19 protein-coding genes are annotated in these 21078 nt (G+C 72.9%); 15 read left to right on the top strand and 4 right to left on the bottom strand.

Annotated elements, in window-relative coordinates; translation table 11 throughout:
- Window positions 1-59: 59 nt before the first annotated feature.
- The 3 genes from IE207_RS17805 (at window position 60) to IE207_RS17795 (ending at window position 3696) form a co-directional block, all read left to right on the top strand.
- Window positions 60-611, top strand: coding sequence for a TetR/AcrR family transcriptional regulator (locus IE207_RS17805; protein WP_190185222.1), 552 nt, complete (start codon window positions 60-62; stop codon window positions 609-611).
- Window positions 608-2152, top strand: a complete 1545-nt coding sequence (locus tag IE207_RS17800) for an MFS transporter (RefSeq protein WP_190185221.1) — start codon at window positions 608-610, stop codon at window positions 2150-2152. The genes IE207_RS17805 and IE207_RS17800 overlap by 4 nt, the downstream gene beginning before the upstream one ends.
- A gap of 68 nt (window positions 2153-2220) precedes the next feature.
- Entirely contained in the window at window positions 2221-3696 is a 1476-nt protein-coding gene (locus tag IE207_RS17795) for a membrane-associated oxidoreductase (protein ID WP_190185220.1), read from the top strand.
- Here the strand turns inward: IE207_RS17795 and IE207_RS17790 are convergent, their stop codons facing one another.
- Window positions 3697-4344 carry a lysophospholipid acyltransferase family protein gene (locus tag IE207_RS17790; protein ID WP_229873811.1) on the bottom strand — a complete coding sequence of 216 codons (648 nt, stop codon included), beginning with the start codon at window positions 4342-4344 and terminating at the stop codon, window positions 3697-3699. It lies immediately after the preceding gene.
- A 294-nt stretch (window positions 4345-4638) separates the two neighbouring features.
- Between IE207_RS17790 and IE207_RS17785 the strand changes: the two genes are divergently transcribed.
- The 3 genes from IE207_RS17785 (at window position 4639) to IE207_RS17775 (ending at window position 7030) form a co-directional block, all read left to right on the top strand.
- On the top strand, window positions 4639-5796 hold the full coding sequence (locus IE207_RS17785) for a glycerophosphodiester phosphodiesterase (RefSeq protein ID WP_190185219.1): 1158 nt from the start codon (window positions 4639-4641) through the stop codon (window positions 5794-5796).
- A gap of 141 nt (window positions 5797-5937) precedes the next feature.
- Complete coding sequence (locus IE207_RS17780) at window positions 5938-6486, top strand: sigma-70 RNA polymerase sigma factor region 4 domain-containing protein (RefSeq protein WP_373304731.1); 549 nt, start codon at window positions 5938-5940, stop codon at window positions 6484-6486.
- Between the two features lie 37 nt (window positions 6487-6523).
- A complete protein-coding gene (locus tag IE207_RS17775; RefSeq protein ID WP_190185218.1) occupies window positions 6524-7030 on the top strand; it encodes a GNAT family N-acetyltransferase in 507 nt (168 codons plus the stop codon).
- Window positions 7031-7037: 7 nt separating this feature from the next.
- Here IE207_RS17775 and IE207_RS17770 read toward each other — a convergent pair whose 3' ends face one another.
- Both IE207_RS17770 and IE207_RS17765 read right to left on the bottom strand, forming a co-directional pair.
- Complete coding sequence (locus IE207_RS17770; RefSeq protein ID WP_190185399.1) at window positions 7038-7481, bottom strand: hypothetical protein; 444 nt, start codon at window positions 7479-7481, stop codon at window positions 7038-7040.
- Between the two features lies 1 nt (window position 7482).
- Window positions 7483-7851: a hypothetical protein gene (locus IE207_RS17765; RefSeq protein WP_190185217.1), complete on the bottom strand. Its 369-nt coding sequence runs from the start codon at window positions 7849-7851 to the stop codon at window positions 7483-7485.
- A gap of 440 nt (window positions 7852-8291) precedes the next feature.
- Here IE207_RS17765 and IE207_RS17760 point away from each other — a divergent pair, with 440 nt between their 5' ends.
- The 8 genes from IE207_RS17760 to IE207_RS17725 all read left to right on the top strand — a co-directional run bounded on the left by IE207_RS17760 (window position 8292) and on the right by IE207_RS17725 (window position 18990).
- Window positions 8292-9377, top strand: a complete 1086-nt coding sequence (locus IE207_RS17760) for a methionine ABC transporter ATP-binding protein (RefSeq protein WP_190185216.1) — start codon at window positions 8292-8294, stop codon at window positions 9375-9377.
- Window positions 9374-10042: a methionine ABC transporter permease gene (locus IE207_RS17755; protein WP_190185215.1), complete on the top strand. Its 669-nt coding sequence runs from the start codon at window positions 9374-9376 to the stop codon at window positions 10040-10042. Before IE207_RS17760 ends, IE207_RS17755 begins: the two co-directional genes overlap by 4 nt.
- 119 nt (window positions 10043-10161) lie before the next feature.
- Window positions 10162-11025: a MetQ/NlpA family ABC transporter substrate-binding protein gene (locus IE207_RS17750; RefSeq protein WP_190185214.1), complete on the top strand. Its 864-nt coding sequence runs from the start codon at window positions 10162-10164 to the stop codon at window positions 11023-11025.
- Window positions 11026-11205: 180 nt separating this feature from the next.
- Window positions 11206-11886 carry a GNAT family N-acetyltransferase gene (locus IE207_RS17745; RefSeq protein ID WP_190185213.1) on the top strand — a complete coding sequence of 227 codons (681 nt, stop codon included), beginning with the start codon at window positions 11206-11208 and terminating at the stop codon, window positions 11884-11886.
- A 79-nt stretch (window positions 11887-11965) separates the two neighbouring features.
- Window positions 11966-13198: a precorrin-6y C5,15-methyltransferase (decarboxylating) subunit CbiE gene (gene cbiE / locus IE207_RS17740; protein ID WP_190185212.1), complete on the top strand. Its 1233-nt coding sequence runs from the start codon at window positions 11966-11968 to the stop codon at window positions 13196-13198.
- Window positions 13199-13417: 219 nt separating this feature from the next.
- Window positions 13418-16555: a nicotinate-nucleotide--dimethylbenzimidazole phosphoribosyltransferase gene (gene cobT, locus IE207_RS17735; RefSeq protein WP_190185211.1), complete on the top strand. Its 3138-nt coding sequence runs from the start codon at window positions 13418-13420 to the stop codon at window positions 16553-16555.
- 338 nt (window positions 16556-16893) lie between these two features.
- On the top strand, window positions 16894-18105 hold the full coding sequence (cobA, locus tag IE207_RS17730; protein ID WP_190185210.1) for a uroporphyrinogen-III C-methyltransferase: 1212 nt from the start codon (window positions 16894-16896) through the stop codon (window positions 18103-18105).
- Between the two features lie 63 nt (window positions 18106-18168).
- Window positions 18169-18990 carry a TrmH family RNA methyltransferase gene (locus IE207_RS17725; RefSeq protein WP_190185209.1) on the top strand — a complete coding sequence of 274 codons (822 nt, stop codon included), beginning with the start codon at window positions 18169-18171 and terminating at the stop codon, window positions 18988-18990.
- Between the two features lie 28 nt (window positions 18991-19018).
- Here the strand turns inward: IE207_RS17725 and IE207_RS17720 are convergent, their stop codons facing one another.
- On the bottom strand, window positions 19019-20203 hold the full coding sequence (locus IE207_RS17720) for a serine/threonine-protein kinase (protein ID WP_190185208.1): 1185 nt from the start codon (window positions 20201-20203) through the stop codon (window positions 19019-19021).
- Window positions 20204-20749: 546 nt separating this feature from the next.
- Between IE207_RS17720 and IE207_RS17715 the strand changes: the two genes are divergently transcribed.
- Window positions 20750-20935 (top strand): hypothetical protein, encoded by a 186-nt coding sequence (locus IE207_RS17715; protein WP_190185207.1) that lies wholly within the window; start codon window positions 20750-20752, stop codon window positions 20933-20935.
- Window positions 20936-21078: the final 143 nt, after the last annotated feature.

The raw sequence follows: 21078 nt of genomic DNA, 5'->3' as shown, positions 1-21078 counted from the left end.
GGCAGCCCATTTTCCGATTGAATGAGACATTGACGTCTCATTCGAGGTATCGTTGTCTCATGGCCATGGATCGTGACCAGGTGCTCCGCGCTGCGGCGGCCCTGCTTTCCCGGAAATCGACCGCGACGATGGACGAGGTCGCCCGCGCCGCAGGCATCGGCCGCGCGACGCTGCACCGGCACTTCGCCGGGCGTGACGCCCTCGTGCGGGCCCTGGAGGAGATGGGCATCCGGGAGTTCGAGGTGGCGTTCGACAACGCCCGCCTCGGCGAGGGCACGGCCGTCGAGGCGCTCAGGCGGCTCGTCGCGGAGAGCGAGCCCAACGCCCAGCTGCTGGCCTTCCTCGTCACCGAGAACCAGCTCTTCGAGGGCGATCAGGTCCACGAGGGGTGGGCCCGCCTCGACGCCCGCGTCAGCGCCCTGTTCCGGCGCGGCCAGGAAGAGGGCACCATCCGGATCGACCTGAGCCCCGCCTGGCTCACCGAGGCCCTCTACGGCCTCATCGGCACCTGCGCCTGGGCCGTCATGGACGGCCGGGTCGCGGCCAAGGACTTCCAGTACATGATCATCGAGCTGCTGCTCGGTGGCGCAAGACGGAGTGTGGAGAAATGACCCGTACCGAACAGCTCAAGCGGCAGAAGGGGGCGGAGGAAAGGAGCAGCGGCCGTTGGCTCGCGCTCTGCGTACTCGTCCTGGCCGTCCTGCTGGTCGCGGTCGACGCCACGGTACTCGGTCTCGCCACGCCCTCCCTCAGTGAGGACCTCAAGCCGTCCGGCACCCAGCTGCTGTGGATCGGCGACATCTACTCCTTCGTCATCGCCGGTCTCCTCGTCTCCATGGGCTCGCTCGGCGACCGCATCGGCCGCAAGAAGCTGCTGCTCATAGGCGCCACCGCCTTCGGCGCCGTCTCCGTGCTGAACGCCTGCGCGACCAGCCCCGAGATGATGATCGCCGCCCGGGCGCTGCTCGGCGTGGCCGGCGCGACCCTGATGCCGTCCACCCTCGCGCTGATCCGCAACATCTTCCACGACCCGCGCGAGCGCAGCCTCGCCATCGGGATCTGGGGCGCCACCGCCTCGGCCGGCGCCGCCGTCGGGCCCGTCGTCGGCGGCGCCCTGCTCCAGCACTTCTACTGGGGCTCGGTCTTCCTCATCAACCTGCCCGTGATGGCCGTCCTGGTCGTCGTCGGCATCAAGCTGCTGCCCGAGTCGAAGAACCCCGTCGCCGGCCCCTGGGACCTGCTCAGCGTCGCCCTCTCGCTCGTCGGTGTCATCGGCGTGGTCTACGCCGTCAAGGAAGTCGCCACCCACGGCCTCACCTGGGAGGTCGCCACCGCCGCCGTCCTCGGCGCCGGAGCCCTGTACACCTTCGTGCGGCGCCAGTTCACGCTGAGCGCCCCGCTGCTCGACATGCGGCTGTTCAAGCACCGCGGCTTCTCCGGCGCGGTCCTCGCCGACCTGCTCACCGTCTTCGGGCTGTCCGGGCTCGTCTTCTTCCTGTCCCAGTTCCTCCAGCTCGTCCAGGGCCGCGACCCGCTGGAGGCGGGCCTGGCCGAACTGCCCGCCGCCATCGGCGCGGTCGTCACCGGACTGGTGGCAGGGCGCTACGCCCGCCGCTACTCGGTCCGGGTGGTCGTCAGCGGTGGTCTCGCCGCCATCGGCCTGGCCCTGGGCGCGCTCACCCTGATCCACAAGGAGAGCGCCTACCCGGTGCTCGGCGCGGCCCTGCTCGTCGTCGGCCTCGGCGCCGGATTCTCGTTCACCGTCACCGCCGACGTGATCCTCTCCAGCGTGCCCAAGGAGCAGGCGGGTTCGGCGTCGGCCGTCTCCGAGACCGCCTACGAACTGGGCGCCGCCCTCGGCATCGCCCTGCTCGGCTCCATCGTGACCGGCGTCTACCAGGGCTTCACCGCCCCGGCCTCGGTCCCCGCGGCCGTCGCCGACTCCGCACACGAATCGCTGGGCGGCGCCGTCGAGGCGGGCCGGATGCTGGACCCGGGGACCGCGCAGACGATGGTCGGCGCGGCCCAGGACGCCTTCGTGGACGGGCTCCGGCTCGCCTCGGGCGTCGGTGCGGCGGTCCTGCTCGCCACCGCCGCGGCCGCCTGGTTCCTGCTGCGCGGCCAGGCACTCCAGGACGGCATCGAGCACTGAGCCACCCCAAGGGAGGGTGTTCCGGCCGGAGTTGACACCCCGTCGATCTTCGGGACACCATCCCGGCGATGGAGACCAACGATCTGACGCCCGCCGAACGCCGCGTATGGGACGCCTTCCCGCGCGGCGAGGGCGTCGACTTCCGCGAAGAGCCCGGGGACAGCTCCGTCGACGGAGCCGACTGGGGACCGGGCCGCACGGTCCGCGCCGAAGTGCTCCGGGCCCTCCTGCTCGGCGCCGGGCCGGCCGAAGAGGGCCAGGTCGCCGGGCTCAAGGTCAAGGGCGCCCGGATCACCGGCGCACTCGACCTCAGGTACGCCGTCGTCGACCACCCGATCCGGCTGCGGGACTGCTTCTTCGAACGCAAACCACTCCTGTACGGAGCCCAGTTGAAGGCGCTCGTGCTCGGCTACTCGACGCTGCCCGGCCTGACCGCGGCCACCGTGCGCGTCGAGGTGGTCCTGCGGCTCTCCTGCTGCCGGATCACCGGGCCCGTCCGCCTCCAGGGCGCCCGGATCGCCGGAGGTCTCTTCCTCCAGGGAGCCGTGATCGAACCCGCCCCCGGGGACGAGGCGGGCGAGGCCGCGCTCCAGCTCAACCACGCCGAGATCGGCACCGACATCATCGCCAACGACCTCACCGTCCACGGCCAGTTCCGGCTGAACGGCGCCATCGTGGGCGGACAGGTCCAGCTCGACGACGCCCGCCTCCTCCACCCCGGCGCGATAGCCCTGCACGCCGAGACGCTGACCGTCGGCACCGACCTGCGTGCCGCCCGGCTGCACGCACGCGGCATGGTCAACCTCACCGGATCGCGCATCCCGGGACAGGCCATGTTCACCCGCAGCGACCTCGCCAACCCCGGCGGAACCGCCCTGCGCGCCTCCAGCTGTTCCATCGGCGAGCTGTGGCTGCGCCGGTGCCCACCGATCGGGGGCGGTGTGAACCTGCGCCGCGCCTCCCTCGACATGCTCCACATCGAGCCGCAGACGTGGCCGGAGCGCATCGCCGTCGACGGCCTCACCTACCGCACCCTCGCGCCGCACCTGGCCGCCGAGGAACGCCTGCCCGCACTGGAGCGGGAGGAGTCGGGGTACCTTCCCTACGCCTACGAACAGCTCGCCGCGGCCTACCGGACCGCCGGGGACGAGGCGGCGGCCCGGACCGTCCAGCTCGCCAAACTGCGCCGCCACCGGCACACACTGCCCCGCTACGCCAGGCTGTGGGGGCTGCTCCAGGACGTCACCGTCGGGTACGGCTTCCGGCCCCTGCGCGCCGCGCTCTGGCTGCTGGCGCTGCTGGTGTCGGGCTCGCTCGCGTACGCCCTCCACCACCCGCGGGAGCTCAAGCAGGGCGAGGCCCCGGACTTCAACCCGGTGTTCTACACGATCGACCTGATGCTGCCGATCATCGGCTTCGGCCAGGAGGAGGCCTTCGCGCCGAGCGGCTGGTACCAGTGGCTGTCGTACCTGCTGGTGGTGACCGGCTGGGTCCTCGCCACGACGACCGCGGCGGGCGTCAGCCGGTCACTGCGACGCCAGTAGCTACGCGGCTTCGGCCACTCCGGCTTCCTTGGCCTTGGTGGCGTACATGTCGACGTACTCCTGGCCCGACAGCCGCATGACCTCGGCCATCACCGAGTCGGTGACGGCGCGCAGCACGTAGCGGTCGCGGTCCATGCCCTCGTAGCGGGAGAACTCCATCGGCTCGCCGAAGCGGATGGTCACCCGGCCCGGGCGGGGCATGCCCTTGCCGCCCGGCTGGAGCTTGTCCGTGCCGATCACCGCGAACGGCACCACGGGCGCGGTGGTCATCAGGGTCAGGCGGGCGATGCCGGTGCGGCCGCGGTAGAGCCGGCCGTCGGGGGAGCGGGTGCCCTCGGGGTAGATGCCGAAGATCTTGCCCTCTTCGAGGATGCGGCGGCCCGTCATCAGGGCCGCGACTCCGCCGTTCGCGCCGTCGCGGTCGACGGGGATCATGCCGGAGCCGGTGAAGAACCACGCCATCAGGCGGCCCTTGACGCCCTTGCCCGTCACGTACTCGTCCTTGCCGATGAAGTGGACCGTACGGTCGCAGACGAGCGGCAGGATCATCGAGTCGATGAAGGTGAGGTGATTGCCCGCGAGGATCACGGGACCGGTGCCCGGGATGTTCTCGATGCCCTCCACCCGGGTGCGGAACATCAGCCGCATGACCGGTCCTACGGTGGCCTTGATGAGCGCGGTACGGAACAACGTGAGCCCTCCGGCATCGAAAAGCGGCTTCGCACGACACAGTGGTAGTGCAGGTGAGGACGATACTCGCCGGGCCTCCCTGATCGCACATTGGGTTCACGTGTCGGATACGCAGTGTTGACATGTGTTTGCGCCATGTTCCGCCCGGAACCCCCTCCGGGCCACCGCCGGCTGCCTACCATCGGCGGGCCGGGCAGGCCCGTGACCTGGAGATCCCCGGGCGGGCGGCCCTCTGAGACAGGGAGTGCACTCATGACGCAGGGCGGGGCAGCACGGCGTACGGTCCTGGGAGCCGCGGTTCTCGCGGCGGGGACCGGCATCACCGGACTGGCGGCAGGACCGGCCGCGGCCGCGGCCGACCGCCACGAGGGCGGCTACCGGGACCTGCCCGTCCCGCTGATCGTCGGTCACCGCGGGTCGAGCGGCTACCGGCCCGAGCACACCCTGGGCTCCTACCAGCTGGCCCTCGACCTCGGCGCCGACGTCATCGAGCAGGACCTCGTCCCCACCAAGGACGGCCACCTGGTCTGCCGCCACGAGAACGAGATCGGCGGCACCACCGACGTCGCCGACCACCCCGCGTTCGCCTCCCGGCGGACCACCAAATCCGTCGACGGGGTCTTCGTCACCGGATGGTTCACCGAGGACTTCACGCTCGCCGAGCTCAAGACCCTGCGCGCGAAGGAACGTATCCCCGCCGTCCGCCAGCGCAACACGCTCTACGACGGCCGGTGGGACGTGCCGACCTTCGAGGAGGTGCTGCGCTGGGCCGACCAGGAGGGCCGGCGGCGCGGCAAGCGGGTCTGGCTGCACGTCGAGACCAAGCACCCCAGCTACTTCCGGGCGCTGGGCCTCGGCCTGGAGGAGCCCCTCGCCAGGCTGCTGCGCCGCTACGGCCGCGACGGGAAGAACGCACCGCTGTTCCTCCAGTCCTTCGAGCCGTCCAGCATCCAGCGGCTCTCCCGGCTGGTCTCCGCGCCCCGCGTGGTGCTGCTCGGGGCGGCGAACACCCGCCCCTGGGACTTCGAGCTGGCCAAGGACCCCCGCACCGTCGCCGACCTCGTCACGCCCGAAGGCCTCAAGTGGATCGCCGGCTTCGCCCAGGGCATCGGCCCCACCCTCGACCTGATCGTGCCGCGGGACGCGGACGGCAAGCTGGGCACCCCGACGACCCTGGTGCGCGACGCCCACGCGCAGCGGCTGGTCCTGCACCCCTACACCGCGCGCAACGAGAACAGCTTCCTGCCGGCCGAGTACCGCAAGGGCACCGACCCGACCGCGTACGGGGACGCCTTCGGCGCCTTCCGCCGCTACTTCGAGCTCGGCATCGACGGCATCTTCACCGACAACCCGGACACCGGGCTGCTCGCGGCCGAGGCCTTCCGGCCCGGGCGGGGCCCGCGCCGGTAACGCCCGCGCCGGTGACGCCGCCGTCCGCAACGCCCCGGCCGTAGCGCCGCAGAGGCGTCAACGGCCGGGAGGATCTCCTCGTACGGGTGTGCTGTGCCCGGCAGGGAAACCGCCGGGCACGGCCACCGCGTCCCGCCCGGCATGGACGCGATGAAGGACACCGACCTCCTGAACGAGCTGGGCCCGCTGCTCTCCGCCGAGGCCGCCGCGGAGGCCCCGGCCGCCGGGGTCGACGCCGCCGACCTGGAACAAGCCGTCTGGGTCAGGCTGCTCGAACGCGGCCCCGCGGCCTCCGGTCAGGCCGTCGCCTCGGCCGGCGCCTCCGCCGAACGGGCCCGCTGGCTGCGCCGGGCGGTGCGCTCGGAGGCCCGCCGGGCCAGGCGGCGGGCGCTGCGCGAAGTGCCGTACGGAGCGCGGCCCGGCTGCGCCGGCGCCGATCCCGAGGACGCGGTGCTGCACGGGGAACAGCGCAGGGTCCTTCGATCGGCCGTCGCCCGGTTGCCCGGACGGTGTCCTGAACTAATAGGGGCACTTCTGTCGCCGAGGGACCTCACTTACCGTGAAATCGCAGGAGAGTTGGGTATCTCACAAGGAAGTTTGGGGCCGGTGCGTTCCCGTTGCCTGGGATGTCTGCGCAGAATGCTGGCTGCAGAGGTTGCGGCGCCACCCCTTCGGGGAATGGAGCGGTAGACCATCGGGCTACCAGGTGAGCTGGAGGCATGCGCACATGGGTATGAGCGTGACCATTTCGGCGGCGGCCGCCGAGGACGTCGAGCAGATCTTCAAGCTCCAGTACCTGGCGTTCCAGCGCGAGGCCGAGCTGTACGGCAACTACCGCATCCAGCCGCTCACCCAGACCCTCGACTCCCTCAAGTCGGAGCTCGCGACCGACACCGTTCTCGTGGCCCGGCTCGGCGACGAGGTCGTGGGCACGGTGCGCGGCAACGTCGACGCCGACGGCACCGGCAAGATCGCCAAGCTGTGCGTCCACCCCCGGCTCCAGGGCCACGGGCTCGGCGCCCGGCTGCTGCGCGCGGTGGAGGAGGCCCTCGCGGGCAATAGCGGCACCAGCCGGTTCCGGCTGCACACCGGCCACAAGAGCGAGTCCAACCTGCGGCTCTACCGCAAGGCGGGCTACGTCCGGGTCGGCGACCGGACCGCCTCCGACGGGGTCCACCTCGTCATCCTGGAGAAGGAAGCGAAGGACGCGGCCGACTTCGCGGTCAGCGCCTGAGCCCCTGTCAGACCTGTCCGCGCTTCGCGCGCAGCCACAGCATCCCGGTGACCGGCAGGATCACCGGGATGAACAGGTAGCCCATGCCGAACTGCGACCACACGGTCGTGTCGGGGAACGCCTCGGGCCGCACCACGGTCCAGGTCCCGACGACGAGCACGCCGGTCAGCTCGGCGGCGCAGCACACCCGCGCCGCCTTGCGGGCCGTCTCCCCGCCCCGCACCAGCGAGTACGTGATGAAGACGTACACGAGCGCGGCCAGCGCCGACAGCGAGTACGGCAGCGGGGCCCGGTCGAACTCGGTCGAGATCTGGTAGGCCGAGCGCGAGACCGCGCCCACCGTGATCACCCCGTAGAGCCACACCAGCAGCAGCCCCGGCCCGGAGACCAGCCGCTCGCGTCGCGCGGGCGCCCCGGCGGTACCGGCCGTGGCGGAATCGGTGTCGGGCAGATCAGGCACCGGCGGTTCCCCAGATGTCGTAGAGGCGTACTTCGAGGACGGCGAGGACGACCGCACCCGCCGCCACCGTCACCGAACCCCACTTCGTGCGTTCGGTGAGCGAGAGCAGCCCGGCCGCCGGGACCGCCGCGAAGGCGCCCAGCAGGTAGGCGACGAACAGCACCGTGCCCTGTTCGGGCCTCTCGCCCGAGCCCAGCTTGACCAGGCCGACCACCAGCTGGGCGAGGACCAGGACGGTCACCACGGCCATGCCGATGAAGTGCCAGTCCTTGGTCGGCTGGTTCCGCAGCGCGGCGAAACCGCACCAGGCGGCGAGGGCGAGGGCGGCCGCGCCGAGGGCGACCGTCAGGGCGTCGAGCATGCAGCGAGGGTATTACGGGGCGGAAGATCCGCTGCGCGCGCCCCTGAGGGCCGTCCGCCGCCGTCCCCCTGCCCGTCCGACATGCGAACCGATTGCGTCCGCTATGCGGACAACGTTGAACGCTCAGTCGATCGGTCTGGTTTACTGGGGCCCATGACCACGACGAGCAGCCGCACCCTTGCGACCGAGGCGACGATGACGCCCGGTGCTCGTTGTATGTGTCGAATGTGCGCCTTCTGAGGGCCCCCTCCCCGCAGTCTCGCGCCCCGAAGCGAGACCGGCCGAGCCCCGTGGACACCACCGTGTGACACCCGGAACGCTCCCGCCCCGCGCATGCGTCCGCCTCACCCTTTTGTGACGGTAGACCCGTATCGCGTGCCAGATGTTTGCCCCGTGCCGGCACCCCGCTGCGCCGCGCACTCGACAGCGACGGAAATCCTGTGATCACCACATCGGGCCTCACGAAGGTCTACCAGTCCCGTGGCCGCGAGGTCACCGCCCTGGACGGCGTCGACCTCCACGTCCGCGAGGGCGAGGTATACGGAGTCATCGGCCAGAGCGGCGCCGGCAAGTCCTCCCTGATCCGCTGCGTGAACCTGCTGGAGCGCCCCACCAGCGGCACGGTGAGCGTCGACGGCGTCGACCTCACCGCGCTCGCGGGCCGCGGCCGCCGCGCCGGCAAGGAGCTGCGCCAGGCCCGCAGCCGCATCGGCATGGTCTTCCAGCACTTCAACCTGCTGTCCTCGCGCACCGTGCAGGGCAACATCGAGCTGCCCCTGGAGATCCTCGGCGTCTCCGGTCGCGAACGCTCCCGCAAGGCCGCCGAGCTCCTCGACCTCGTCGGCCTCGCCGACAAGGCCAAGGCCTACCCCGGCCAGCTCTCCGGCGGCCAGAAGCAGCGCGTCGGCATCGCCCGCGCCCTGGCCGGCGACCCCAAGGTGCTCCTGTCCGACGAGGCAACCAGCGCCCTCGACCCCGAGACGACGCGCTCGATCCTCCAACTGCTGCGCGACCTCAACCGCCAGCTCGGCCTGACCGTGCTGCTGATCACGCACGAGATGGACGTGGTCAAGGCCGTCTGCGACTCCGCCGCGCTGATGAAGGGCGGCCGGATCATCGAGTCCGGCACCGTCTCGGAACTGCTGGCCACCCCCGGCTCCGAGCTCGCCGGTGAACTCTTCCCCGTCAGCGGCGCCGCCACCGGCCCCGACCGCACGGTCATCGACGTCACCTTCCACGGCGAAGCCGCCACCCAGCCGGTCATCTCCCAGCTCGCCCGGACGTACAACATCGACATCTCGATCCTGGGCGCGGCGATGGACACCGTCGCCGGCAAGCAGATCGGCCGGATGCGCATCGAGCTGCCCGGCCGCTACGAGGAGAACGTGGTCCCGGTCGGCTTCCTGCGCGAGCAGGGCCTCCAGGTCGACGTGGTCGAAGACGACGCGGACGCCGCACAGGACGTGGACGAAGACGTGATCGCTGACGCCGAGCTCGCCGAGCTCGTCAAGGACGGTGCCAAGTGACCTGGTCGGAAATGCAGCCCCTGCTCACCCAGGGCACCTACGACACCCTCTACATGGTGCTGTGGTCGACGCTGGTCACCGTGGCGGGCGGCCTGCCCATCGGCATCCTCCTCGTCCTCACCGACCGCGGCGGCCTGCTCCAGAACCAGCCGCTCAACAAGGCGCTCGGCGTGATCGTGAACATAGGCCGCTCGCTGCCGTTCATCATCCTGCTGATCGCCCTGATCCCCGTCACCACCGCCGTCGTCGGCACGTTCATCGGCCCCACCGCCATGATCGTCCCACTCGCCATCGGCGCCGTCCCCTTCTTCGCCCGGCTCGTCGAGACGGCCGTCCGCGAGGTGGACCACGGTCTCATCGAAGCCGTCGAGTCCATGGGCGGCGGTGTCCCGACCCTGGTCGGCAAGGTCCTGCTGCCGCAGGCCCTGCCCTCCCTGATCGCCGCGGTCACCACCACCGTCATCACCCTCGTCGGCTACTCGGCGATGGCGGGCGCGGTCGGCGGCGAAGGGCTCGGCTCCAAGGCCATCACCTACGGCTTCCAGCGCTTCGAGACCGGCTTCATGGTCGCCACCGTTGTCGTCCTGATCGCACTCGTCACGGTGATCCAGCTCATCGGCGACGGCGCCGTACGCCTCCTCTCCCGCCGCGGCCGCACCGCCTGAGCGGATACGGCCGCCGCCCCCCAGACCCCCCACAGAGCCCGCACTTGTCGTGCTTGGGCCACCATCCCGCAAGATCCGCGCACGATCCGCGCACTTGCAAGCAAGGAAAGGCACTCTTCGTGCGTAAGAACATCAAGCTCACCGCCTTCGCCGCCGCCTCCGCCGCGCTCGCCCTCGGCCTCACCGCCTGCGGCAGCTCCTCGGACCCGTCCTCCACCAAGGCCGACGGCGGCAAGACCGACGCGAGCAAGCCGCTCGTCATCGCGGCCTCTCCGAGCCCGCACGCCGACATCCTGAACTTCGTCAAGGACAAGCTGGCCGCCAAGGAAGGGCTCAAGCTGGAGGTGAAGGAGTTCACGGACTACGTCCTGCCCAACACCGCCACCGAGCAGGGCCAGGTCGACGGCAACTACTTCCAGCACAAGCCGTACCTCGACGACTTCAACAAGAAGAACGGCACGCACATCGTGCCGGTGGTGAACGTGCACCTGGAGCCCCTCGGCCTCTACTCCAAGAAGGTCAAGGCCGCCGGTGACATCAAGGCCGGCCAGACGATCGCCGTCCCCAACGACACCACCAACGAGGGCCGCGCGCTCCAGCTGCTCGCCGCCAACAACCTGATCACCCTCAAGGAGGGTGTCGGCACCGGCGCCAAGCTGTCCGACATCACCGACAAGAAGGGCCTGGAGTTCAAGGAGCTGGAGGCCGCCACGGTCCCGCGCGCCCTGAACGACGTCGACGCCGCCGTCATCAACGGCAACTACGCCCTGGAAGCCAAGCTCGCGCCCGCCAAGGACGCCCTGATCCTGGAGAAGGCCGACGGCAACCCCTACGCCAACTTCCTCGCGGTCAAGGACGGCAACCAGAACGACCCGCGCATCCAGAAGCTCGCCAAGCTCCTGAACTCCGACGAGGTCAAGAAGTTCATCGAGGACAAGTACCAGGGCTCGGTCACCCCCGCCTTCGGCACTCCCGCGGCCTGACCCCGCCAGGGCTTTCGGCCCCGCCCGCCCACACCGGGCGGGCGGGGCCGGCGCCTGCCCGCATCCGGGCAGCCCGGCCCTGCACATCACCACGCCGATGCTGCATGCTGTGGCCTACGACCCGCACGAACGGTCCCCCCGCACCACGGTCGCACCACGGTCTCAGGCATGGAGCTGCGCATGACTACCACCTTCCCGGACGTCACCATCAGCACGGACCGGCTGGTGCTGCGCCCCTTCGAGGAAGAGGACGTCACCGCGCTCGCCGAGATGATGAACGACGAACAGGTCATCGCCTGGACCTCCGCCCCCCACCCCTACACCCGGGCCGACGCCCACGACTGGGCCACCCGGCGCTCACAGGCCGAACGCACCGAGGGACGCGGCATCGTCCTCGCCGTCACCGAGTTCCTCACCCACCGCCTCGTCGGCGCCGTCCACCTGCGCAACACCGACTGGCGCACCCGCACCACCGAGGTCGGCTACCTCACCGCCCCCTGGGCCCGTGGCGAGGGCTACGCCAGCGAGTCCGTCCTCGCGGTCGCCCAGTGGCTCTTCGACGACCTGCATTTCGAGCGCCTCGAACTGCGCACCGCCGCCGACAACGCCGCCTCCCAGCAAGTGGCCCAGAAGATCGGCTGCATCAGCGAAGGCGTCCTGCGCAACGCCTGCATAGTGCGCACCCCGACCGCGGACGGCACCTGGACCGAGACCCGCAGCGACCTCATCGTGTGGGGCCTGGTCCCCGAGGACCTCGACGACAACGGCGGCTACGACGAGTACCCCGGATACGGCGAGCGGTACGAGTTCCGGGAGCGGGCCGACGTGAGCGGCCACACCGTCGGCGCCGACCGGAAGTGACCCGATGAGCAGGTAGTCTCACCGTGCCCGCCCCGCCCGGCGAAGCTCCGCATGCCCCCACCCCAGGAGACTGACGACGATGGCCGACCGGGTCACGGTGATCGGCTGGGACGGCTCCGCGCTGACAGCGGCCGCCCGGTCCGCGCTCTCGGCCGCCACCCTGGTGGCCGGCGCCGCCCACCACCTCGCACTGCCCGAGGTACCGCCCGCCGCCGAACGCATCCGCCTCGGCAGCATCGGCCTCGCCGCCCGCAGGATCGCCGGCCACCGCGGCAGCGCCGTCGTGTTCGCCGACGGCGACCCCGGCTTCTTCGGAGTCGTGCGCACCCTGCGCGCCCCCGAGTACGGCCTCGAAGTCGAGGTGGTCCCCGCGGTCTCCTCCGTCGCCGCCGCCTTCGCCCGCGCCGGAATGCCCTGGGACGACGCCCAGGTGGTCGTCGCCCACCCGCGGACCCTGCGCCGCGCCGTCAACGTCTGCCGTGCCCACCCCAAGGTCGCCGTCCTCACCTCGCCCGGCGCGGGGCCCGCCGAACTCGCCCTGCTCCTCGGCCCGGTCCACCGCACCTTCGTCATCTGCGAGGAACTCGGCACCACCGGGGAACGGGTCACCGTCCTCACCTCGGACAAGGCCGCCGACCACAGCTGGCGCGACCCCAACGTCGTCATCGTCATCGGCGGCCAGGCCCCCGCCGCGGCCGAACCGGCCTGGCTGCTCGGCCAGAACGCGGCCCGCACCGCCGGACGCGGCTGGGCCCGGCCGCATCCCGGCACCGGCGAAGGCGAGTCGGCCCCGCTGCGCGCCGCGCAGCTCGCCCGCCTCGGCCCGCGCCCGGGCGACCTCGTCTGGGACATCGGCGCCGGCTCCGGCGCACTGGCCGTGGACGCAGCCGCGTTCGGCGCAGCCGTCATCGCGGTCGACGCCGACCCCGGCGCGTGCGAACGCGTAACGGCCCTCGCCCGCACGCGCGGAGTGCAGATCCAGGTCGTCGCCGGGCGCGCACCCGTCGTACTCGAAGACCTGCCCGAACCCGACGTCGTACGCGTCGGCGCCGGGGGAGCGGCGGTGGTCTCCGCCGTGGCCGACCGCCGGCCCGAACGGATCGTCAGCCACGCGTCCACCCGCGACGAGGCCGAGGCCATCGGCCGCGCCCTCACCGAACACGGGTACGCCGTCGAATGCGCGCTCCTCCAGTCCGTCGGGCTCGACACCCGCACCTGGGACGAACAGGACCGTTCCGTCGTGTTCCTCCTGGCAGCCGAACGACCTCGAACTGCCCCGGCAGGCCACGGTGCCGGGCCCGGGGTAGGCTGACCGATCGTCGTACTGCCCAGGCAGCACGCGAGACGTGGCGCAGTCCACAGCGGACCGTGCTGGTTTATGGCCCACACCGCGGCCGACGAGCGCGACAATGCTCAGTAGTTGTTGTGCAGGCGAACGCGGCTCACGGCAACCCCGCACGGCAACTCCGCGCGGCGGCCCTGTGGGCGACCGGGCGACCGAAGAGGCAACACCGATGGGCGAGGGGTACGCATGACTGACACCGGCCAGGTCCCGGGCGAGGGTCACCCGGACAACGCGGGCATGGTGGATCAGCAGGGCATCCCCGCTCAGGTCCAACCCCTTCCCCCCGTCGCCCCGCAGGCCCCCGCGGGCTACGCCTTCCAGGACCTCGTGGACGACTCCGCCGAGGGGGAGGACGAGGAACTCCTGCTGATGCCGAGCGGTCAGGGCGCCTGGAGCGACCCGCAGCCCGTCCCGCCGGCCCCCGCATTCCCCGTCGAGCCGTCGCAGGCGTACCCCGAGTACCCGCAGCCGCTCTACACGGAGGCGACCGGCGGGGTCTACGCCGAGACGCCGTACGCGCAGACCCCGTACGACGAGGCCCCCGCCGCGGACAACGGCTACCCGGGCTTCCCGGACGCCGCGCACCCCGCGCCCGTGCAGCCCGAGCCCGCCTACAGCGCCGGCGCGCACGAGGCGGGTGGCCGGGACTCCGGGGCGCTCGGCCTCGGCGGCCTCGTGGTCCCGCCGCCGGCCGCCGCGCCGGTGGCCCCGGCCGCCACGGCCCGGCGCCCGCTGCACATGGGCCCCGCCGTGCCGGAGGCCGGCGGGCTCGTACGGTCCCTCGCGGACCGGGGCCCCGCCACCGCCCCCGCGGCGGCCGCGCCGGTGACGCCGACCCCCGTGCGCCGGTCCGGCCCGCCCACCACCGGCCCGGAGTACCTGGACGTCCCGCAGCCGGAGGAGGCCGCCGAGGCCGCCGTACCGCCCGCGCCCGCACCGCAGTCCGCCGAGATCCCGCCGCAGGCCGGGACGCCGTGGACGGCGGAGCCGGTGGCCGAGGCCGCCGCCCCGCAGCCCGTGGCCGAGCCGGAGCCGCAGCCCGTGGACGCCGCGCCCGTGACGGAGCCCGTGGCCGAGCCCGTGGCGGAGCCCGCTCCGGAGCCGGCCGCCGCGGTCGAGCCCGCGCCGGAGCCCGTCACCGCGGTCGAGCCCGCGCCGGAGCCCGTCGCCGCGGCCGAGCCGCAGCCGCAGCCCGTCGCCGCGGTCGAGCCGCAGCCCGCACCGGAGCCCGTGGTCCCGCCGGAGCCGGTCGCCGCCGAGGCGGAGCCCGCCGCCGCGGAGCCCGCGCAGGCCGCCCAGGAGCCCGAGCCGCAGCCCGAGCCCGCTCCGGCCGCCGCGGAGCCCGCCCCGGCCGCCCCCGAGGCCCCCGTCGCCGCCCCGGCCGAGCCGGAGCCGCTCCCCGCCGAGGCCGCGCCCGCGCCCGTGGCGGAGCCCGCCGCCGAGCCGCAGGCGCAAGCCCCCGAGGCGGCGGCGCCCGCCGAGCCCCTCCCGGCCCCCGGCGAAGCCCCCGCGCCCGCCGCCGAGGCCCCGGAGCTCCCCGCCGACGCGGTCACCGAGGCCCCCGAGGTCCTGGAGCCCGCCGTCGCCCCGGGCGAGCCGGCCCCCGCCTACGCCGACGCCGACCGCGAGGCCATCCAGCGCGTCATGCGCGAGCGCCGCGACATCCGCAAGGGCTTCCGCCCCGACCCGATCCCGCACGACGTCCTGCTGCGGGTCCTCGAAGCCGCGCACACCGCACCCAGCGTCGGCCACTCCCAGCCCTGGGACTTCGTCGTCATCCGGTCGGCCGAGACCCGCCGGACGATGCACGAACTCGCCCAGCGCCAGCGCGAGGCCTACGCCAAGTCGCTGCCCAAGGGCCGGGCGAAGCAGTTCAAGGAACTCAAGATCGAGGCCATCCTCGACACCCCCGTGAACATCGTCGTCACCGCCGACCCGACCCGCGGCGGCCGCCACACCCTGGGTCGGCACACCCAGCCCCAGATGGCCCCGTACTCCTCGGCCCTCGCCGTCGAGAACCTCTGGCTCGCCGCCCGGGCCGAAGGCATCGGCGTCGGCTGGGTCAGTTTCTTCGACGAGCGCGAGATGGTCCGCGAACTGGGACTTCCCGAGCACCTGGAAGTCGTCGCGTACCTGTGCGTCGGCTACGTCGACGAGTTCCCCGAGGAGCCCGAGCTGGCTCAGGCCGGCTGGTCGCAGCGCCGGCCGCTCGCCTGGGTCGTGCACGAGGAGACCTACGGGCGCCGCGCGCTGCCCGGCGAGGAGCCGCACGACCTGCTCTCCGAGACGGTCGCCGGCATCCGCCCGCTCGACGCGAAGGCGCTCGGCGAGGCCTGGGAGCGGCAGAAGCGCATGACGAAGCCGGCCGGAGCGCTCGGCATGCTGGAGATCATCTCCGCGCAGCTGGCGGGCCTGTCCCGGGTCTGCCCGCCGCCGATCCCGGAGCCGGCCGCCGTCGCGATCTTCGCCGGTGACCACGGTGTGCACGCCCAGGGCGTCACCCCCTGGCCCCAGGAGGTCACCACCCAGATGGTGGCCAACTTCCTGGGCGGCGGAGCCGTCTGCAACGCCTTCGCCAACCAGGTGGGCGCCGAGGTCTGCGTGATCGACGTCGGCGTCGCCGGGGACCTCCCCGCCACGCCCGGTCTCCTTCCCCGCAAGGTCCGCCCGGGCACGGCCGACCTCTCGACCGGCCCGGCCATGACCCGCGAGGAGGCGATCCAGGCCATCGAGGTGGGCATCGAGACCGCCCGCGACCTGGTCGCGGCGGGTAACAAGGCCCTGCTCACGGGCGAGATGGGCATCGCGAACACCACGGTGTCGGCCGCGCTGATCTCCGTGTTCACCGGAGTGGACCCGGCCGAGGTCACCGGTCGCGGTACGGGCATCAACGACGAGACGCACGCCCGCAAGGTCGAGGTCGTCCGCCGCGCCCTGGAACTCCACCAGCCCGACCCGGCGGACCCGATCGGCGTCCTCGCGGCCATCGGCGGCCTGGAGCACGCGGCGATCGTGGGCCTCCTGCTGGGCGGCGCGTCCCTGCGCACCCCGGTGATCCTGGACGGCGTCAGCGCCGGCGCGGCCGCGCTCGTCGCCCGAGCCATCGCCCCCGAGTCCCTGTCGGCGTGCATCGCGGGCCACCGCAGCGCGGAGCCGGGGCACGTGGCGGCCCTGAACAAGCTGGGCCTGCGGCCGCTGGTGGACCTGGACCTCCGCCTCGGCGAGGGCACGGGTGCGCTGCTGGCCCTGCCGCTGGTCCAGAGCGCGGCCCGCGCGATGCACGAGGTCGCCACCTTCGACTCGGCCGGAGTCACCGAGAAGTAGCCGCGCGATCCCCGTCGCGAGCCGTTGCCCCTCCCCGCCCCTTCCCTCCACCGGGGGGCGGGCCCCCGGCCCCCGGTCCGTGCGCTCCGCGCCCGGGCGCCCAGACGCCGCGCTGGCTGGATTCGCGCAGCAATCCCAGCCCCGCCGGCGATTGAGGCGCGGGGTCCGGGGCGGAGCCCCGGTTCAGGGAAGGGGCGGGGAGGGGCAAAGACCCCGCGCAGCGGCGGACGCGGCGGGTCGTATCGTGGACCCGCACACCCGAAACCGCACGTCACACCCGACAAGCCGCTCCAGCGCAGCAGCGGCAGACACACCGCCGTATCAGGAGCCGCCCCGCCATGGCCGAACACCCCGCGTACCCCGTCGGTCTGCGCCTCGCCGGCCGCCGCGTCGTCGTCATCGGCGGCGGCCAGGTCGCCCAGCGCCGCCTGCCCGCGCTGATCGCGGCCGGGGCCGACGTCCTGCTCGTCTCGCCCTCGGCCACGCCCTCCGTGGACGCCATGGCCGAGACCGGCGAGATCCGCTGGGAGCGCCGCCGCTACGAGGACGGCGACCTGGCCGGCGCCTGGTACGCCCTCATCGCCACCCGGGACCGCGAGGCCAACGACCTCGCCTCCGCCGAGGCCGAGCGCAACCGCGTATGGTGCGTACGCGCCGACGACGCCGAGGCGGCCACCGCCTGGACCCCGGCCACCGGCCGCGTCGAGGGGGTCACCGTCGCCGTCCTCAGCGGCAACGACCCCCGCCGCTCCGCCGCCGTCCGTGACGCCGTCGTGGAGGGGCTGCGCGACGGCTCCCTCACCGCGGCCCGCACCCGCACTCCCGGCGTCTCCCTCGTCGGCGGCGGCCCCGGCGACCCCGACCTGATCACCGTCCGCGGCCGGCGCCTGCTCGCCGAGGCGGACGTCGTCATCGCCGACCGGCTCGGCCCGCGGGACCTCCTCGACGAACTCCCGCCGCACGTCGAGGTGATCGACGCGGCGAAGATCCCGTACGGCCGTTTCATGGCCCAGGAGGCCATCAACAACGCCCTCATCGAGCACGCCAAGGCCGGCAAGGCCGTGGTCCGGCTCAAGGGCGGGGACCCGTACGTCTTCGGCCGCGGCATGGAGGAGCTCCAGGCCCTCGCGGAAGCCGGGATCCCCTGCACCGTCGTGCCCGGCATCTCCAGCTCCATCTCGGTGCCCGGCGCGGCCGGCATCCCGGTCACCCACCGGGGCGTCGCCCACGAGTTCACCGTCGTCAGCGGCCACGTCGGCCCCGACGACCCGCGCTCCCTCGTGGACTGGGCCTCCCTCGCCAAGCTGACCGGCACCCTCGTCATCCTCATGGGCGTCGACAAGATCGGCCTGATCGCCGAGGCCCTGGTCCGCCACGGCCGTCCCTCGGACACCCCGGTCGCCGTCGTCCAGGAAGGCACCACGGCGACCCAGCGCCGCGTGGACGCCACCTTGGCCACGGTCGGGGAAAGGGTGCGTGCCGAGGAGATCCGCCCGCCGGCCGTCATCGTCATCGGCGCGGTCGTCGCGGTCAACGCCCCCAAGGCCTGACAACCTCCGCCGGCGCCTGACCGGGCCGTTGGCACCACACCCAGGACAAGGCAGTATCACCCTGTGGCTGATCTCATCACCGTCGAAGACCCCGACGACCCGCGCCTGAGCGACTACACGGGCCTGACCGACGTCGAACTGCGGCGCAGGCGCGAGCCCGCCGAAGGGCTCTTCATCGCCGAGGGCGAGAAGGTCATCAGACGCGCAAAGGACGCCGGCTACGAGATGCGCTCGATGCTGCTGTCCGCGAAGTGGGTCGACGTCATGCGCGACGTCATCGACGAACTCCCGGCTCCCGTCTACGCCGTCACCCCCGAGCTCGCCGAACGGGTCACCGGCTACCACGTGCACCGCGGCGCCCTCGCGTCGATGCAGCGCAAGCCGCTCCCGGCGCCGGACGAACTGCTGGCCGACGAGTCCGAGGGCCGCCGCATCGGCGTCTTCGAGGGCTTCGTGGACCACGCCAACCTGGGCGCCGCGTTCCGCAGCGCGGCGGCGCTCGGCATCAGCGCGATACTGCTCTCGCCGGACTGCGCGGACCCCCTGTACCGGCGGGCCATCAAGGTCTCGATGGGCTCGGTCTTCTCCGTCCCCTACGCGCGCCTCGACCAGTGGCCGGCCGACCTGGAGAAGGTCCGTGAGGCGGGCTACCGGATCCTCGCCATGACGCCCAGCCCCAAGGCGACCCCCTTGGACCAGGTCCCGCCGGAGCGCTTCGAGCGCTCGGCGATCATGCTGGGCTCCGAGGGACACGGCCTGTCGACGTACGCCCTGCGGGCCGCCGACGAGTGGGTCCGCATCCCCATGGCGGAGGGCATCGACTCCCTCAACGTGGCCGCGGCCTCGGCAGTGGCCTTCTACGCGACCCGTCCGCCGTCCGCGTAGGCCACGGGCCCGGGAGCTCTCGGAGCTGTTAGAGCTTCTGCGCGGCGGCGATGCCCAGCGCGACGATCAGCGTCACCACGACGAACACGATCAGCCGCTGCCGCATCAGCTTCGGGTCGGGCCGGGCCGGGCGGCGGCCCGTCCCCGTCGTCCGGGGCGCCGGGCGGCCGCCCGTACGCCCGGCGGTGGAGCCGGGGTTGCGGGGCGACGAGGGGCGCGAGTGCGGGCCGCTGTGCGGGCCCTGCGGCCGCGGTGTGGCAGCGCCCGCGCCGCCCCCGCCTCCGGTACGCCGCTCCGTGGGCTGTTCGGTGTACTGCTCGGTCAGCCGGCCCGTGGGCCGCTCGGTACGGGCGCGCTGCGTCGGCGGCCGCACCTCGCCGAGCCCCTGCGCCTCGCGGGCCGCGATCTCCTTGAGCCGCATCGACAGCTGGAGCGTGCTCGGCCGGTCCTCGGGATCCTTGGCCAGGCAGGCCCGTACGAGGGGCGCGAGGGCGTCCGGGACCCCCTGCAAGTGGGGCTCCTCGTGCACCACGCGGTACAGCATGACCTCGGAACTGCCGTGCCCGAAGGGCGAGTCGGCGGTCGCCGCGTAGGCGAGGGTGGCGCCGAGGGCGAACACGTCGGTCGCGGGGGTCACGGCCGCGCCGCGCACCTGTTCGGGGGCGAGGAACCCGGGGGAGCCGACCGCGGTACCCACGTGGGTCAGCGTGCTCGCCCCGGTGGCCCAGGCGATCCCGAAGTCGATGATCCGCGGGCCCTTGGGGGAGAGCAGGATGTTCGAGGGCTTGAGGTCGCGGTGGACGACCCCCGCCTCGTGGACCGCCACCAGGCCCTCCGACAACGCGGCGCCGATCGCGGCGATCTGCGCCGCCGTCAGCGGGCCCTCCTCGGCCACCTTGTCGTGCAGGGAGGGGCCGGGCACGTACTGGGTCGCGAACCACGGCCGCTCGGCCTCCAGGTCGGCGGCGACCAGCCGGGCCGTGCAGCCCCCGCGGATCCGGCGCGCGGCGGACACCTCACGCGCGAAGCGCGAGCGGAACTCCTGGTCCTCCGCCAGGTCCGGCCGGATCACCTTCAGCGCGACCCGTTGCCCGCGCCGGTCGGACCCCAGGTAGACGACGCCCATGCCGCCGGCCCCGAGCCGCCGGTGCAGCCTGAACGAGCCGACGACACGCGGGTCCTCGCGCCGGAGCCGCATCATCGCCATGTCCACCCCGCTGCCCGGTCGTCCTGTTGACGTGCCACAGCTTACGGACCATCCGGCATGTGCGCTCAGAGGCCGCGCCCTCGCCGGGGCAATCGATCGTCAGTGCGGGGCACGCCACTTGAGGGTGGCTCAGATGCTCCCGCGGCTCTTCGGGCCCCTGTGCCGGATTCCTCCAAACGGCCCCCGCGCCAAGGCGATTGGCCCCTGCGCCGGTCCCCGCGGCCCTCGCCGCGCCGCCGGCCGGACCCGCGGCCGTCACTCCCGGCGCGGACAGCCCGTAGGAAGACACGCGTGTGCGGGGAGTGACGGAAGTGAGCGAAGTCACTACCCTCCGGTCATCCCTTCCGGGGAGACCCTCACCCCAGGGGAGTGATCTCCACCCAGGGGAGTACACGGGAGGGCGGTCCCTCATCCTCCCGGAGGCCCGGCAATGGGTACGAGGGCATGAGGCCAGGGCCCCCCGGCCCGCCTAGTGTTGAGAACAAGCGGCGGGCGGCACACTCGTCCCCCGAGGTCACGAGCCCGCCGCTGCCAGACGACAGGGAGAGGACCATGGCGGACTCCGCACGGCAGGGGCGCAAGGCATTCGCGTTCAACAGCCACGAGTCCGGTACGCGCCACCCACTGGTGGCCGCGGCGATGGTGCTCCCCCTGGCCGTCCTCCTGGTCTTCCTCTTCGGAGGCTTCGATCAGGTGGCGGCACAGGCGTCGTCCGTGGGCGCGATGCTGGGGCGCTGAGCGGCGCTCCAGGCCCGGGAGAGCGGCCCGGGCCGGGACATCGCCCTGTCGAACCCCGTGGGGACGGGGGCGCGACGGACGGCAGGTGAAGGGTGCTGCCCGTACGGCTGGGGAGCCGGACGGGCAGCACCCTTTCTCACGCC

It is taken from the genome of Streptomyces cirratus (assembly GCF_014650775.1).
GTDB lineage: Bacteria > Actinomycetota > Actinomycetes > Streptomycetales > Streptomycetaceae > Streptomyces > Streptomyces cirratus.
This window is presented reverse-complemented; position numbering and strand designations above follow the sequence as displayed.